Annotated in this window: 14 protein-coding genes; 3 read left to right on the top strand and 11 right to left on the bottom strand. The window is 64.1% G+C overall.

All coding sequences use genetic code 11. The features are described from left to right. Positions 1–19: 19 nt before the first annotated feature. From LB555_RS05960 to LB555_RS05930, 7 genes are all read right to left on the bottom strand, one after another. Positions 20–607, bottom strand: a complete 588-nt coding sequence (locus LB555_RS05960; protein WP_224523186.1) for an NAD(P)H-dependent oxidoreductase — start codon at positions 605–607, stop codon at positions 20–22. Continuing rightward, complete coding sequence (locus LB555_RS05955; RefSeq protein WP_224682453.1) at positions 607–1,188, bottom strand: NAD(P)H-dependent oxidoreductase; 582 nt, start codon at positions 1,186–1,188, stop codon at positions 607–609. Before LB555_RS05955 ends, LB555_RS05960 begins: the two co-directional genes overlap by 1 nt. Positions 1,189–1,393: 205 nt before the next feature. Next, entirely contained in the window at positions 1,394–2,797 is a 1,404-nt protein-coding gene (locus LB555_RS05950) for an FAD-binding oxidoreductase (protein WP_224682689.1), read from the bottom strand. Then, entirely contained in the window at positions 2,797–4,098 is a 1,302-nt protein-coding gene (locus LB555_RS05945) for a cytosine deaminase (protein ID WP_224682452.1), read from the bottom strand. The genes LB555_RS05950 and LB555_RS05945 overlap by 1 nt, the downstream gene beginning before the upstream one ends. A gap of 3 nt (positions 4,099–4,101) precedes the next feature. Further along, positions 4,102–4,950, bottom strand: coding sequence for an ABC transporter permease (locus LB555_RS05940; RefSeq protein WP_015317384.1), 849 nt, complete (start codon positions 4,948–4,950; stop codon positions 4,102–4,104). Then, positions 4,937–5,761 carry an ABC transporter ATP-binding protein gene (locus tag LB555_RS05935; protein WP_140714788.1) on the bottom strand — a complete coding sequence of 275 codons (825 nt, stop codon included), beginning with the start codon at positions 5,759–5,761 and terminating at the stop codon, positions 4,937–4,939. Before LB555_RS05935 ends, LB555_RS05940 begins: the two co-directional genes overlap by 14 nt. 11 nt (positions 5,762–5,772) lie before the next feature. Next, positions 5,773–6,777 (bottom strand): ABC transporter substrate-binding protein, encoded by a 1,005-nt coding sequence (locus tag LB555_RS05930; protein WP_224682451.1) that lies wholly within the window; start codon positions 6,775–6,777, stop codon positions 5,773–5,775. A gap of 267 nt (positions 6,778–7,044) precedes the next feature. Here LB555_RS05930 and LB555_RS05925 point away from each other — a divergent pair, with 267 nt between their 5' ends. Further along, entirely contained in the window at positions 7,045–7,428 is a 384-nt protein-coding gene (locus LB555_RS05925; RefSeq protein ID WP_224682450.1) for a RidA family protein, read from the top strand. Between the two features lie 56 nt (positions 7,429–7,484). Next, on the top strand, positions 7,485–8,288 hold the full coding sequence (locus tag LB555_RS05920) for a creatininase family protein (protein WP_224682449.1): 804 nt from the start codon (positions 7,485–7,487) through the stop codon (positions 8,286–8,288). On the opposite strand, the gene LB555_RS05915 is transcribed toward LB555_RS05920, so the two are convergent. Further along, positions 8,289–8,798, bottom strand: coding sequence for a tyrosine phosphatase family protein (locus LB555_RS05915; protein ID WP_224682448.1), 510 nt, complete (start codon positions 8,796–8,798; stop codon positions 8,289–8,291). It abuts the gene before it with no gap. After that, complete coding sequence (gene cobD / locus LB555_RS05910; RefSeq protein WP_224682447.1) at positions 8,795–9,841, bottom strand: threonine-phosphate decarboxylase CobD; 1,047 nt, start codon at positions 9,839–9,841, stop codon at positions 8,795–8,797. Before cobD ends, LB555_RS05915 begins: the two co-directional genes overlap by 4 nt. On the opposite strand from cobD, the gene cbiB reads away from it, so the two are divergent. After that, positions 9,840–10,814 carry an adenosylcobinamide-phosphate synthase CbiB gene (gene cbiB, locus LB555_RS05905; protein WP_224682446.1) on the top strand — a complete coding sequence of 325 codons (975 nt, stop codon included), beginning with the start codon at positions 9,840–9,842 and terminating at the stop codon, positions 10,812–10,814. The genes cobD and cbiB overlap by 2 nt on opposite strands. On the opposite strand, the gene cobO is transcribed toward cbiB, so the two are convergent. Next, on the bottom strand, positions 10,811–11,425 hold the full coding sequence (gene cobO, locus LB555_RS05900; RefSeq protein WP_140615856.1) for a cob(I)yrinic acid a,c-diamide adenosyltransferase: 615 nt from the start codon (positions 11,423–11,425) through the stop codon (positions 10,811–10,813). The genes cbiB and cobO overlap by 4 nt on opposite strands. A gap of 1 nt (position 11,426) precedes the next feature. After that, positions 11,427–11,870, bottom strand: a complete 444-nt coding sequence (locus LB555_RS05895; protein WP_263488966.1) for a bifunctional adenosylcobinamide kinase/adenosylcobinamide-phosphate guanylyltransferase — start codon at positions 11,868–11,870, stop codon at positions 11,427–11,429. Positions 11,871–11,912: the final 42 nt, after the last annotated feature.

Below are 11,912 nucleotides of genomic sequence, written 5' to 3'. Positions count from 1 at the left end.
GGGAGAAGGTGCTAATCTTTCAAAACCGCTCCAACTTCGCCCGCACCTTGACCAGAAACGCCGCTCGCGTCTTCGGCGTCGAGGCGTCCATCAAATAATGCGCCAGGAAGAACGTCTTGCAGCGCCTGGCGCACAGCGCCCGCATGCCGCGCAGCAAGGTCTTGCGCCCGGGCTGGCCGACGACGACGCTCCACCAGGTCGGTGCACCGCAAGTGGTGATGACGCCGACCTTGGTGACATGCGTCATCAGCGACTTGATCCCGCCCTTGCCCGCCGGCAGCTTGAAGGCGACATCGGTCGCCCACACCCGGTCTAGCCAGCCCTTCAGCATCGCCGGCAGCCCGTACCACCAGGTCGGGTAGACGAACAGGATCGCTTCGGCCCAGTTGAGCAGTTCGAAATGCGGTTTCAGCGCCGGGTCCTGCGGCGCCTGACTATTGTAGCTACGCCGCTCCTGGCAGCTCATCACCGGATCGAACTTTTCGGCGTAGAGGTCGAGCAGCCGCACGTCCCAGCCTCGACGCGTCAGCACATCCACGGCGATGTCGCGAATGGCGGCGCAGAAGCTCTCCGGCACCGGATGGCAATAGACGACAAGGGCACGCATCAGAATGCATCCATGCTGGCCGCGACCTTCGCCGTGAAGGACTTTCGGGTTTCATCGGTCGACAGGTTCATCGAATAATGCGCGAGGTAGGTCACCGGAGCACCCGGCTTTACCGTGGCGCGCAGCATGCGCTTGATCAGTTTTCGCGGCGGGTCGCCCATCAGAAAGGCGCGGAACCGGCTGCCGCCATAGGTGGTGACCGCCGCGACCTTTCTTATGTTGTGCAGCGACGGCTCCACCTTGCCGTCGACCAGCTTGAACGACACGCCCGGCAGGAAGACGCGATCGAAAAACCCTTTCAGGATCGCCGGGAAACCGTAATTCCAGACCGGATAGGAAAGCACCAGCGCATCGGCCCGCAACAGGCGCTCGACATACAGTGCCGCAGGGTCGGCGGAGCCGCGCTGATTGTGATAGTCCAGCCTTTCCCTGCGCGTGAGCCGCGGATCGAATTCTTCGGCATAGAGATCGCAATCGTCGACCACGTGACCCGCCGCCGTCAGCCGCTCGACGATCGTCCCGTGCAGCCCGGCATTGAAGCTGGTCTCGACCGGATGAGCGTAGAGGACGAGGATTTTCACGGGAGGATATTCCGCAGGTCGGGGCGAGGCACCCCCCTCTGGCCTGCCAGCCATCTCCCCCGCAAGGGGGGAGATTGGCAGCTTAAACGCTGCCGCCAACCTGCCACGCTGACAATTGGCGAAAGCAATGAGGCAGTCCGATCTCCCCCCTTGCGGGGGAGATGGCCGGCAGGCCAGAGGGGGGTGTTCAAGCGCGAACTTCTCCTCATCCCGTCCTCTGCAGCCCCTTGAACAGGAACGTCCGGCCCGAGCGGTAGTCATAGTCCGGGTTTTCCCAGGCGATCATCTTGCCGGGATTGAGCAGGCCTTGCGGGTCGGTCTCGCGCTTGAAGGCGAGTTGCACCGCGTCGGTCTGCTTCATGCCGCCCTCTTCCAGCGTGTAGCGGTGCGGGTTGAAGATCGGGCAGCCATTTTCCTCATGCAGGCGGATGATCTCGTTAAGCCGCGCCTCGGTGGTGAACTTGACCAGCGGCAGGCCGAAGCAGGTGATGTTGCCATCCAGCCGCACGAATTCGAGATGCGAGAACACTTCGCCCGGAAACATCGCATCCATTTTCTCTACCAGCGCCAGCTGGTTGGGAAAGGGATAGAGCGACTGCAGGTAGGTGACGGCGGGGTCGACGCGCAGCGCCCGGAGCGTCGTGTGGTTCCAGGCCAGCTCATAGGCCGGCGGCAGGCCCTTTTTCTCCTCAGGGGTCGCAGTGGTGGCGTTGTAGGTCACCTCACCCCCGGCGCGGCGCGTAAAGGCCAGAAAAGCATCCAGCCCATGTTGCGCCACCATGACGACGCAGATGCTTTGACCTTCCCTGAAGAATTTCTGGTGCCGCTTGAAATAAAGCTGCGGCACGGGTGCCGCGATCGGCGTGATCAGCTTGGTCAGGATGCCGTCCTGGCAGGCCAGCGCATTGCCATAGCGCGCCGCATCCATGAATTGGTCGAAGCCGACGATGACGTCGATCCAGTCATAGGCCGCCGTCAGCGGCATCTCGACTCCCGAGATGATGCCATTGGTGCCATAGGCGTGGGTCACCTTGTGCAGGTCTTCGCCGGTGAGTTCGAGCACCCTCGGCTCGGCCTCCATCGTCACCACGCGCAGGCGCAGCACATTGCCGAAATCACGCAATCCGCCGAAATTGATCGAGCCGACGCCGCCGGAGCCGCCGGCGATGAAACCGCCGATCGAGGCGGTGTTGTAGGTGGAGGGCGACAGCCGCAGCTCCTGCCCGGAATGCGCGCGCGTCGCCTTGTCGATGTCGGCCAGGACCGCGCCCGGTCCGGTCACCACGCGCCCCGGCGCGATCGACTTGATCTCGTTCATCTCGGCGAGATTGAGCACCACGCCGCCCGAAAGCGGCATTGCCTGGCCATAATTTCCGGTGCCGCTGCCGCGCGGCGTCACCGCCACGCCATGGCGATGACAGGCGGCAAGCACGCGGATCAGTTCGGCTTCGTTCCTGGGCGTCACGATGAGGTCGCCGGTGACATGGTCGAGCTGTTGTTTCAGGACCGGACTGTACCAGTAGAAGTCCCGGCTCTTCTGCTGGACGATGGCCGGATTGTCGTCGAGTTTTATCCCGTCGAGATCGCGTTTGAGCGCCGAAACATCCATCATTCCACCATCAGCTCGTCGAGTTCGGCATAGTCGGGCAATTGCCGGTCTATCGCTCGCCCCGCACGCACGACGATGCGATCCGATTCGGGGCGCGACAGCAATTCCGTCCAGCTTCGACCTTTGAACAGCACGAAGTCGGCATCGCCTCCGGCGGCGAGCGTGCCGAAGCCATCGAGCCGCATCACATGGGCCGGCGTCGCGGTGACCGCCTGCGGCCAGTCGCCGACCGGATGATCGAAATGCAGGACGCGCGTCGCCATGCGGTAGACCTCCAGCATGTCGAGATCGCCATAGGCATGGAAGGGATCGCGCGTGTTGTCCGAAGCGACGGCCACCGGAATGGCCCTCCCCTTCATCTCGTGCAGCAGCGTCACGCCACGCCAGCGCGGTGTGGTCTGGTCAGCGCGACGGTCCTGCAAATAGAGATTGCACATCGGCAGCGACACGATTGCCAGCCCAGCCTTCGCCACCTTGTCCAGCGTGTCCAGCACCTCGAGATCGGGCTGGCGCGCCAGCGAGCAGCAATGGCCGACGAGGATGTTGCCCTCGAAGCCGTTCCACAGCGCCGCCTCGGCGATCTTTTTCAGCGAGATCGCGGCGATGTCGTCGGTCTCGTCGGCGTGAAAATCGAGGTCGAGCCCGTGCTTGATTGCCTGCGCGAAAACGTGGTCGAGCAGCTCTTCCAGGTCCGGCACCATATAGGTGACGACGCCCAGCACGCCCTTGGCGGCGGCCACGCGTTTGGCCAGCCTGTCGAACCATTTCTTGTCGCGCACGCCCTCGATGCCGAGCAGGCAGGCACCTTGCAATTCGACGCGGCCACGCCATGCCTCGCGCATCGTCTCGAACACGGGCCAGGAGATTTCCTCCTGCGGCGCGACGCTGTCGATATGAGTTCTGAGCGCCCTGGTGCCATGCGCGTAGGCCGAGCGCAGCGAGAAATCCATGCGGCGCGCCACATCCTCGGCGCTCCAGCGCGCCACGCGGTCGGCGCCCGTGGCGTTCAGAGCGCCCGTGAAGGTACCGTCGGGATTGGGCTTTCGTGGCCAGATATGGCCCTTGTCGATATGCGTGTGGCAGTCGACGAAACACGGCAGCACGATACGGCCGGCAAGGTCGATGGCGCCCGCCGGTACCTTCGATGCGGCCTGCGCGGCGATGCTGGAAATCTTGCCGTCCGCGACGGTAATGTCGGCAAGGGCGAAACCGTCGCTGTCGAAGGTCGCAGCCAAACCAAGCGTGACAGATTGATGAACACGCGCGTTGGCAAGGCGGTAGGAGCCAGAGGCTGGTATCAAGGTCTACCGCTCCTGCTTCAGCGCGCTTTCGTGCCAGCGCCGCAAAATGAGATGCGAAATCAGCGACAGCACGAGAAAGATCAGGATGCCTGTCAGCGATATCAGGAACAGCGCCGCGAACAGCCTTGGCGCGTTGAGCCGGTAACCCGCTTCGATGATGCGCGAGGCAAGTCCGGACGACTGGCCGGTGGCGCCGGCGACGAACTCGGCCACCACGGCGCCGATCAGCGACAGGCCGCCGGCGATCTTCAGCCCGCCAAGGAAATACGGCATCGCCGCCGGCAGCCTGAGATAGCGCAGCTGCTGCCAGCGCGTCGCGCCGTTGAGCTTGAACAGGTCGCGCAGGTTGCGGTCGACCGAGTTGAGGCCGAGCGTGGTGTTGGACAGGATCGGGAAGAAGGCGACGATCCAGGCGCAGAGCAGGAGCTTGGTCGTCTGATTGTCGACATAGATGTTGATCAGCGGAAAGATCGCCACGATCGGTGTCACCTGCAGCACGATGGCGAAGGGGAAGAACGACATCTCCACCCATTTCGACTGCGCGAACAAGACCGCCAGGCCGACGCCACCGACAACCGCCAGCAGCAGGCTGAGGAAGGTGATGCGCAAGGTGACCAGCAGTGCGGAAAACAGCAGGCCGGCATCGTTGTAGAGCGTTGTCAGCACGACGCCGGGGCGCGGCAGGATGTATTGCGGGATCTCGTTCCACACGCAGATGCGGTCCCACAGCCAGATCGCCAGGATCATGATCGCCAGCGGCAGAACCCAGCGGCCGATCCGCTCAAACCGCTCCTGGCGCACGCGGCGCGCTTCCTCGGGGTCGAGTTTCAACGTGCCGTCAATGGCCGTCATGATGCGAGCCCACTGTTGAATTGATGGCATTGACCAGCACATCCGAGGCTTGCCGGCAAAGGGCCGCATAGTCAGGCGAGGTGCGAAACGCATCATCGCGCGGATAGGAGGCCTCGATCGCGAGTTCGTCGAACACCCGCCCCGGCCGAGCCGCCATGACGACGACGCGGTTGGAGAGAAACACGCTTTCGAACACACTGTGGGTGACGAAGACGACGGTGAAGCGCTCGTCTTGCCACAGTTCCAGCAGGTCGTTGTTGAGCTTGAAGCGGGTGATCTCGTCGAGTGCCGCGAACGGCTCGTCCATCAACAGCACGCGTGGCTTGGTCACCATGGCGCGCGCGATCGAGACGCGCATCTTCATGCCGCCGGAGAGTTCGCGCGGCACGGCGTCCTCGAAGCCGGTGAGGTGCACCCGCGCCAGCATCTCCGTTATCGCCGGGGCGGCCTTGGCGCGGGAAATGCCTTTCAGCCTGAGCGGCAGCCAGACATTGTCGAAGACGCTGGCCCAGGGCAGCAGCGTCGGCTCCTGGAAGACGAAGCCGATATTGGCACGGTCGAGCGAGCCGCCGCCGCGCCAGTCGAGCACGCCGGATGTCGGCGTGGACAGGCCGGCAATCAGCCGCAGCGCCGTCGACTTGCCGCAGCCCGACGGTCCGAGCAGGCTGAGGAAATCGCCTTCCCGGATCGTCAGGTCGACATCGCTGAGCGCCGTCACGCCGTTGGAAAAGACCTTGCCGACGCCACGCAGCGCCAGCAAGGTCGGAGCCATGTCCGAGGCGGGCGTTTGCGCCACCTGTTCCCGCATCATGCCGGGCCGGCCTATTTCTTCAGCTCGAGCCCGACCCCCTTGTTAATGAAGGCCAGCGTGTAGGCTTTCGTGATGTCGATGCCTTCAGGCGTGACCTTGGCCTTGACCATCTTGTCGTAGAAACTCTTGATCCGTTCTTCCTTCATGGCGCCGATGCCGAGCTTCTCGGTGTCGCCGGAATCGGCCAGGCCGAACTTCTTCATCTGCTCGATCGAGAAGGCGATCTGCTCGTCGCTCATGTCAGGATTGTCTTTCTTGATCATGTCGTTGGCGGCCTTGTTGTCGCCGTAGAGGTACTTGTACCAGCCCTTGGCCGAGCCATCGACGAAGCACTGGACCACCTCAGGCTTCTTGTCGATCGTCTCCTGCATCACCTCGATCGTAGTCGAATAGGTGTCCCAGCCGTAGTCGGCGAGCAGGAACTGGTTCGGCACGAAGCCGCCTTCCTTCTTGACCGCGAACGGCTCCGAGGTGACGTAGCCCTGCTGGATCGACTTCTTGTTGGCAAGGAAAGGCGCGGTGTTGTAGGTGTAGGGCACGCGCTTTGAAGCGTCGAAACCGAGCTCGATGACCATCCACTGGAAGAAGGTCTGCACGCCTTCGTCACCCAGAATGTACTGCTCGGCGTTCTTCAGGTCTTCCCATTTGTCGAGCCCCTCGCCGGGGTGGGACATGATGACCTGCGGGTCCTTCTGGAAGTCGGCTGCCACCACACGCATCGGAATGCCTTGCTGGACGGCGTCGAAGGCCGACAGCAGATTGCCGCCCATGTAAAAATCGATCTTGCCGGCGAGCAACATCGGCCGGCCGCTGACCTGCGGGCCGCCCTGCATGATGGTAACGTCGAGACCGCAGGCGGCGTAGGTGCCATCGGCCACGGCCTGGTAATAGCCGCCATGTTCCGGCTCGGCGAGCCAGTTGGTGCCGAAAGTGACTTTTTCATTCGCCGCCGAGCCCAGCGTGCTGGCCGCAAGCAGGGCCACCACCGCGGCCGAAATCTTCTGTTTCACGTACATTGACACCGCCCTTTATTTGCACCGGCGCGTTGCGCGCCGTGCTTGACACCAAAGATTCAAGAAGCAAGACACATGCCACCGGCGTCGCGCGCCGGGACCCGCCCGCCTGCACCACAGCCATCTGCGAAAGCCGGAAAGGTCGTGCTGCACCGAAGGGCATCGTGCCTATTTTTTGAACGCCTGTCCACAATCGCACCGGCGACATGCACCACCATCTTGATGGTGCAATGCATCCGGCCTTAGGCTGGCGATATCCAGGAGACTGCCATGTTCAAATTCCTTACCCCTAAGTCGATCAAGCCACCCTTTGCCCGCTACAGCCACGGCGTCCAGGTGCCGGCCGGCAAGCGTCTGGTGCTGTGCTCGGGTCAGGTCGCCATCACGGCGGACGACCAGATACCGGAAGACGCCGGCGCGCAGGCCGAACTCTGCTTCAGGAACATCGCGGCGGTTCTGGGCGAAGCCGGGCTGGGACTTGGCGACATCGTTCGCATCAACGCCTATGTCACCGACCGCGCGCATCTGCGGCCCTACATGGAGGTTCGCGACCGGCTGTTTTCGAGCCCGGCGCCAGCCTCGACGCTGATGATCGTTTCCGGCTTTGCCCGGTCCGAATTCAAGGTCGAGGTCGAGGCCATCGCGGCCGGGTGATCGACAGACCTGCCGCACCGCGCTAGGTCTGACCTGATCATTTGAAGAGGCGTGACATGACTGCTGGCAAGAAACGCGTATGGTGGGGCGACTATCGGACCACCGAATACGCCTCGATCGATCCCGAAGCCACGATCGCGGTGCTGCCGCTGGCGGCGATCGAGCAGCATGGACCGCATCTGCCCGTCTCGACCGACACTTCGATCATGAACGGCATGCTCGACACGGTGATTTCACGCCTGCCCGACGATCTCGATATCCGCATCCTGCCGGTCCAGGCGGTTGGCAAGTCGAACGAGCATCTGCACGCGCCGGGCACTCTCACCTTGTCGGCAACGACGCTGGTCGACGCCTGGACCGAGCTTGGCCTGTCGATCGCGCGCGCCGGCGTGCGCAAGCTTATCGTCGTCAATTCGCATGGCGGCAATGAGGAGATCATGGGCATCGTCACGCGCGAATTGCGCGTGCGCGAAAAGATGCTGGCGGTGAAGACCAGTTGGCAGCGCTTTGGCCGCCCGGCCGGCATGTACACCGAACTCGAGGATCGTCACGGCATTCATGGCGGCGATGTCGAGACGTCGCTGATGCTGCATTTCCGGCCCGATCTCGTCGACATGGGCAAGGCCGACAATTTCGTTTCCAACGTCGCCAAGGCCGAGCAGGAATTCTCGCTGTTGCGCCACACAGGCACCCACGCCTTCGCCTGGATCGCCGGGGATCTCAACCCGAACGGCGTGGTCGGCGACGCCAGCATCGCGACAGCCGAGAAAGGCCGGCTGACGGCGGAATATCAGGCTGACGGGTTCATCAACCTGGTGCGCGACCTGCGCAAGGCCAAGCTCGCGGAGTGGCTGAAATAGCTAACCGTCGATCTTGAGGGCGAACGGCGTGCCTTCAAAAGCGTCGGCGCCGCGCCCGATCGACTCGATCGCCTCGATCATGCGGCCGTTGCGCTCGAGCAGCGCGTCGGCCACCGCGATCAGCCGCGGATTGGGCGTCGCCGAAGGCGATAGCGCTCGCAGCGTCCGCGCCAGTTCCACCTCGTTGCGTTTCGGCGCCAAAGCCGCGGCGATGATATAGGCCGAGGCGGTCGAACGGCTGATGCCGGCATAGCAGTGCACCAGCATTGGTTTCGCCCGGTCCCAGCGGCGTGCGAAATCGAGCAGGTTACGGACATGCTCCTCGCCCGGCATGGTCATGCCGTCCTGCGCCACGGCGATGTCGTGCATGACCAGGTGCAGATGGTTTTTCCTTGGGATCGAGGCCGGTCGGACTACGTCCGTTCCGGCGGCGAGCAGCGACAGCATGCGGTCGGCGCCGGTCCTGGCCACCACTTCCTCGATTTTCGCCAATGAGCAGACATGGATCATTGTTTGAAACCTTTCGAACGATCCTCGCGCCGCGACGCCCAATCGGCAAGGGCGGATTCGATCCTGCGCCACTCCTCCTCGCTCCCCGGCAGTCCGGCGCGCAAGGCATGCGGCCGTTCGGAGAAATGCCGCAGCAGGATACCGCTCTGGCCAAGCCCGGAAAACAGGCCGCCGGCATCGGGCAGGCTGAGATAGCGGAACAGCGTGGTGCCACCCGCGACGGGAACGCCGAAACGGCTAAACAGCGCGTCGAGCCGCACCGTCGCTTCCGCCAGCGAGGCCCGCATCGCATCCTGCCAGTCGAGATCGGCGAGCGCGCGGATGCCGTATTCCAGGGCCGGTCCTGCGACAGCCCACGGCCCGAACTGCATGTCCAGCCGTTCAGCCGTCGGCGCGTCGGCAAGCGCGAACCCGAGCCGCAGGCCGGCCAAACCAAAGAACTTGCCGAACGAACGCAGCACGACGATGCCGCCCTGGCCGACATCGCCGGCGAGGCTGTGCTCGCGTGGACCCACATCCATGAACGCCTCGTCGACGACCAGCAGCCCGGCCTTGGCGCGAAGTCCAACGGCCAGCACCAGCAACCGGTCGCGCTCGATGATGCGCCCATCCGGATTGTTCGGATTGACGATGATGGCGAGGTCGGCTTCCGCCAGCGCCGCGAAATCGCTGACCTCGACCACATCGTGCCCGGCAATCGCCGCCGCCCGGGCGTGTTCGGCATAGGTCGGCCCCAGCACCATTGCCTTGCCGGGCCTCACCAGCGAGGCGACCCGCGGCAACAGGATCTGTGTACCAGGGACCGCCACCACGCTTGCTGGGGAAGGCGCGCCATAGGTGTTGGCCGCGATCTCTACCAGTTCGCGCCCACGCGCGGCCTCTGGCAATCGCCACAGCGAGGTGGCGGGCAGGTCGAAAAGCGGGTAGGAGTGCGGATTGATACCGGTCGAGAGGTCGACGAAAGGCAGCACGGCATTGGGGAAAAGCGCCCTTGCCCGGCCAAGACTTCCACCATGGTCCACCGCTCCTTCAAGAAGCTTCATGTCAGTCCTGATCGCTTTCCTGTCATTAATTGTCGAATTCGCCCTTGGTTATCCCGACTGGCTGTTTCGCGCCATCGGCCATCCGGTGACATGGTTCGGCAGGCTGATATCCTTTCTCGACTTGCGGCTCAACCGCGCCACTGATCCCGACGCGTTGCGTCGCCAACGTGGTGTCCAGGCGCTTCTGGTCATTGTGCTGGTGCCTGCGATAGCAGGCCTTTGCGTGCAGCTTGTTCTGCTCTGGTTCGTCCCCCTGGGATGGATCATTGCCGTCTTTCTGGCGACATCGCTTCTGTCGCAGAAAAGCCTTTACGAGCATGTCGAAGCCGTCGCCGACGCGCTCGACAGCGGAGGCCTCGACATGGGCCGGGCCGCCGTTTCGCGGATCGTCGGCCGTGATCCCGAGACGCTCGACCGCGCCGGCGTCTGCCGCGCGGCGATCGAGAGCCTGGCAGAAAATTTTTCCGACGGCATCGTCGCCCCCGTCTTCTGGACCGGGGTCGGAGGGCTCGCCGGCGGCGCGGCCTACAAGGCGGCCAACACCGCCGATTCGATGGTCGGCCACCGGACTCCGCGCCATGAGGCCTTCGGCTGGGCGGCGGCGCGCTTCGACGACTGGATCAACCTGCCTGCATCGCGGCTGACGGCGCTGCTGATCGTGCTCGCTTCCCTCCTGGTCGAGGGCGCCGACCCCCGCGACGCCTGGAAGGCGGTACGGCGCGACGCGAAAAAACACCGCTCGCCCAATGCCGGCTGGCCGGAAGCGGCCATGGCCGGCGCGCTCGGGCTCGCGCTCGCCGGACCACGCAGCTATGGCGGTGTCATGGTCGACGACATCTTCATGGGCGAAGGCGGCCGCCGCGATGTCGACAGCGGCGATATCAGGCGGGCGCTCAAGCTTTACCGGGTCGCGGACTACCTGCTGATCGGCTTGTTCGGCCTTGTCGCGCTGATCGCCGTTCTGGTTTTCTAGAACTCGATGCCTTGCTGCGCTTTCACGCCAGCCGAGAAATGGTGCTTTGTCACCCCCATCTCGGTGACCAGGTCCGCCGCCTCGACCAGTGCCGGCTTGGCGTTGCGGCCGGTGACGACGACATGCAGGCCTTCGCGGCGAGCCTTGAGCGCCGCAACCACCTTGTCGAGAGCGAGATAGTCGTAGCGCAGGGCAATGTTGAGCTCGTCGAGCACGACAAGGCTGATCGAGGGGTCGGCGATCAATTCCAGAGCCTTGGCCCAGGCGGCCTCGGCGGCAGCGATGTCGCGCTTCAGGTCCTGCGTCTCCCAGGTGAAACCCTCGCCCATTGCGTGCCAGACGACACGGTCGCCAAAGACGGCAAAGGCCTCCTTCTCGCCGGTGTGCCATTTGCCCTTGATGAACTGGACGACGCCGACGCGCTTGCCGTAGCCGAGCATGCGCAGCGCAAGACCGAAGGCGGCCGTGGTCTTGCCCTTGCCGGGACCGGTGTTGACGATCAGCAACCCCTTCTCGATCGTCTTGCCCGCAACCTCGGCGTCCTGCACCGCCTTGCGCTTGGCCATCTTGGCGCGATGGCGTTCTTCATCCTTGTCGTCGATATCGGTCATTTCACTTCACCTTGAGCGGTAGCCCCGCCACCATGAGCAGCACCGTGTCGGCAATCGCGGCGACCCGCTGGTTGAGCCGGCCGGCATCGTCACGAAACCGACGCGCCAGCGCGTTGTCGGGCACGATGCCTTGCCCGACCTCGTTCGTTACCACGAACCACGGTCCGCGCGGCCGAGACAGTACGTCCGCCAGCCGTCGGCACGCGGCCTCGACGTCGTGATCGGCCAGCGTGTGGTTGGTCAGCCACAGCGTCAGGCAGTCGACAAGCACCGGCTGCCCGTCTGGCAACGCCTCCAGCGCTTCGGCGAGGTCGAGTGGCGCATCGGTGGTCGACCAGCCCTCACCGCGCCGCGAGCGGTGCAGCGCGATGCGCTCGCGCATCTCGTCGTCATGGGGTTGCGCCGTGGCGATATAGGCCCATGGCGAGGGCAATGCCGTCACCAGGGTTTCGGCGTGGGGGGGGGGGGGGGGGGGGGGGGGGGGGGG

Source organism: Mesorhizobium sp. BR-1-1-10 (genome assembly GCF_020165595.1).
Taxonomy (GTDB): Bacteria; Pseudomonadota; Alphaproteobacteria; order Rhizobiales; family Rhizobiaceae; genus Mesorhizobium; species Mesorhizobium australicum.
The sequence above is the reverse complement of the archived record's forward strand: the minus strand, read 5'-3'. Positions and strand labels throughout refer to the sequence as shown.

Bases quoted from the DNA above. Each gene is read 5' to 3' on its own strand.
- LB555_RS05960 (WP_224523186.1), bottom strand. From the start codon at position 607: ATGCGTGCCCTTGTCGTCTATTGCCATCCGGTGCCGGAGAGCTTCTGC.
- LB555_RS05950 (WP_224682689.1), bottom strand. From the start codon at position 2,797: ATGGATGTTTCGGCGCTCAAACGCGATCTCGACGGGATAAAACTCGAC.
- LB555_RS05940 (WP_015317384.1), bottom strand. From the start codon at position 4,950: ATGACGGCCATTGACGGCACGTTGAAACTCGACCCCGAGGAAGCGCGC.
- LB555_RS05935 (WP_140714788.1), bottom strand. From the start codon at position 5,761: ATGATGCGGGAACAGGTGGCGCAAACGCCCGCCTCGGACATGGCTCCG.
- LB555_RS05930 (WP_224682451.1), bottom strand. From the start codon at position 6,777: ATGTACGTGAAACAGAAGATTTCGGCCGCGGTGGTGGCCCTGCTTGCG.
- LB555_RS05925 (WP_224682450.1), top strand. From the start codon at position 7,045: ATGTTCAAATTCCTTACCCCTAAGTCGATCAAGCCACCCTTTGCCCGC.
- LB555_RS05920 (WP_224682449.1), top strand. From the start codon at position 7,485: ATGACTGCTGGCAAGAAACGCGTATGGTGGGGCGACTATCGGACCACC.
- LB555_RS05915 (WP_224682448.1), bottom strand. From the start codon at position 8,798: ATGATCCATGTCTGCTCATTGGCGAAAATCGAGGAAGTGGTGGCCAGG.
- cbiB (WP_224682446.1), top strand. From the start codon at position 9,840: ATGTCAGTCCTGATCGCTTTCCTGTCATTAATTGTCGAATTCGCCCTT.
- cobD (WP_224682447.1), bottom strand. From the start codon at position 9,841: ATGAAGCTTCTTGAAGGAGCGGTGGACCATGGTGGAAGTCTTGGCCGG.
- cobO (WP_140615856.1), bottom strand. From the start codon at position 11,425: ATGACCGATATCGACGACAAGGATGAAGAACGCCATCGCGCCAAGATG.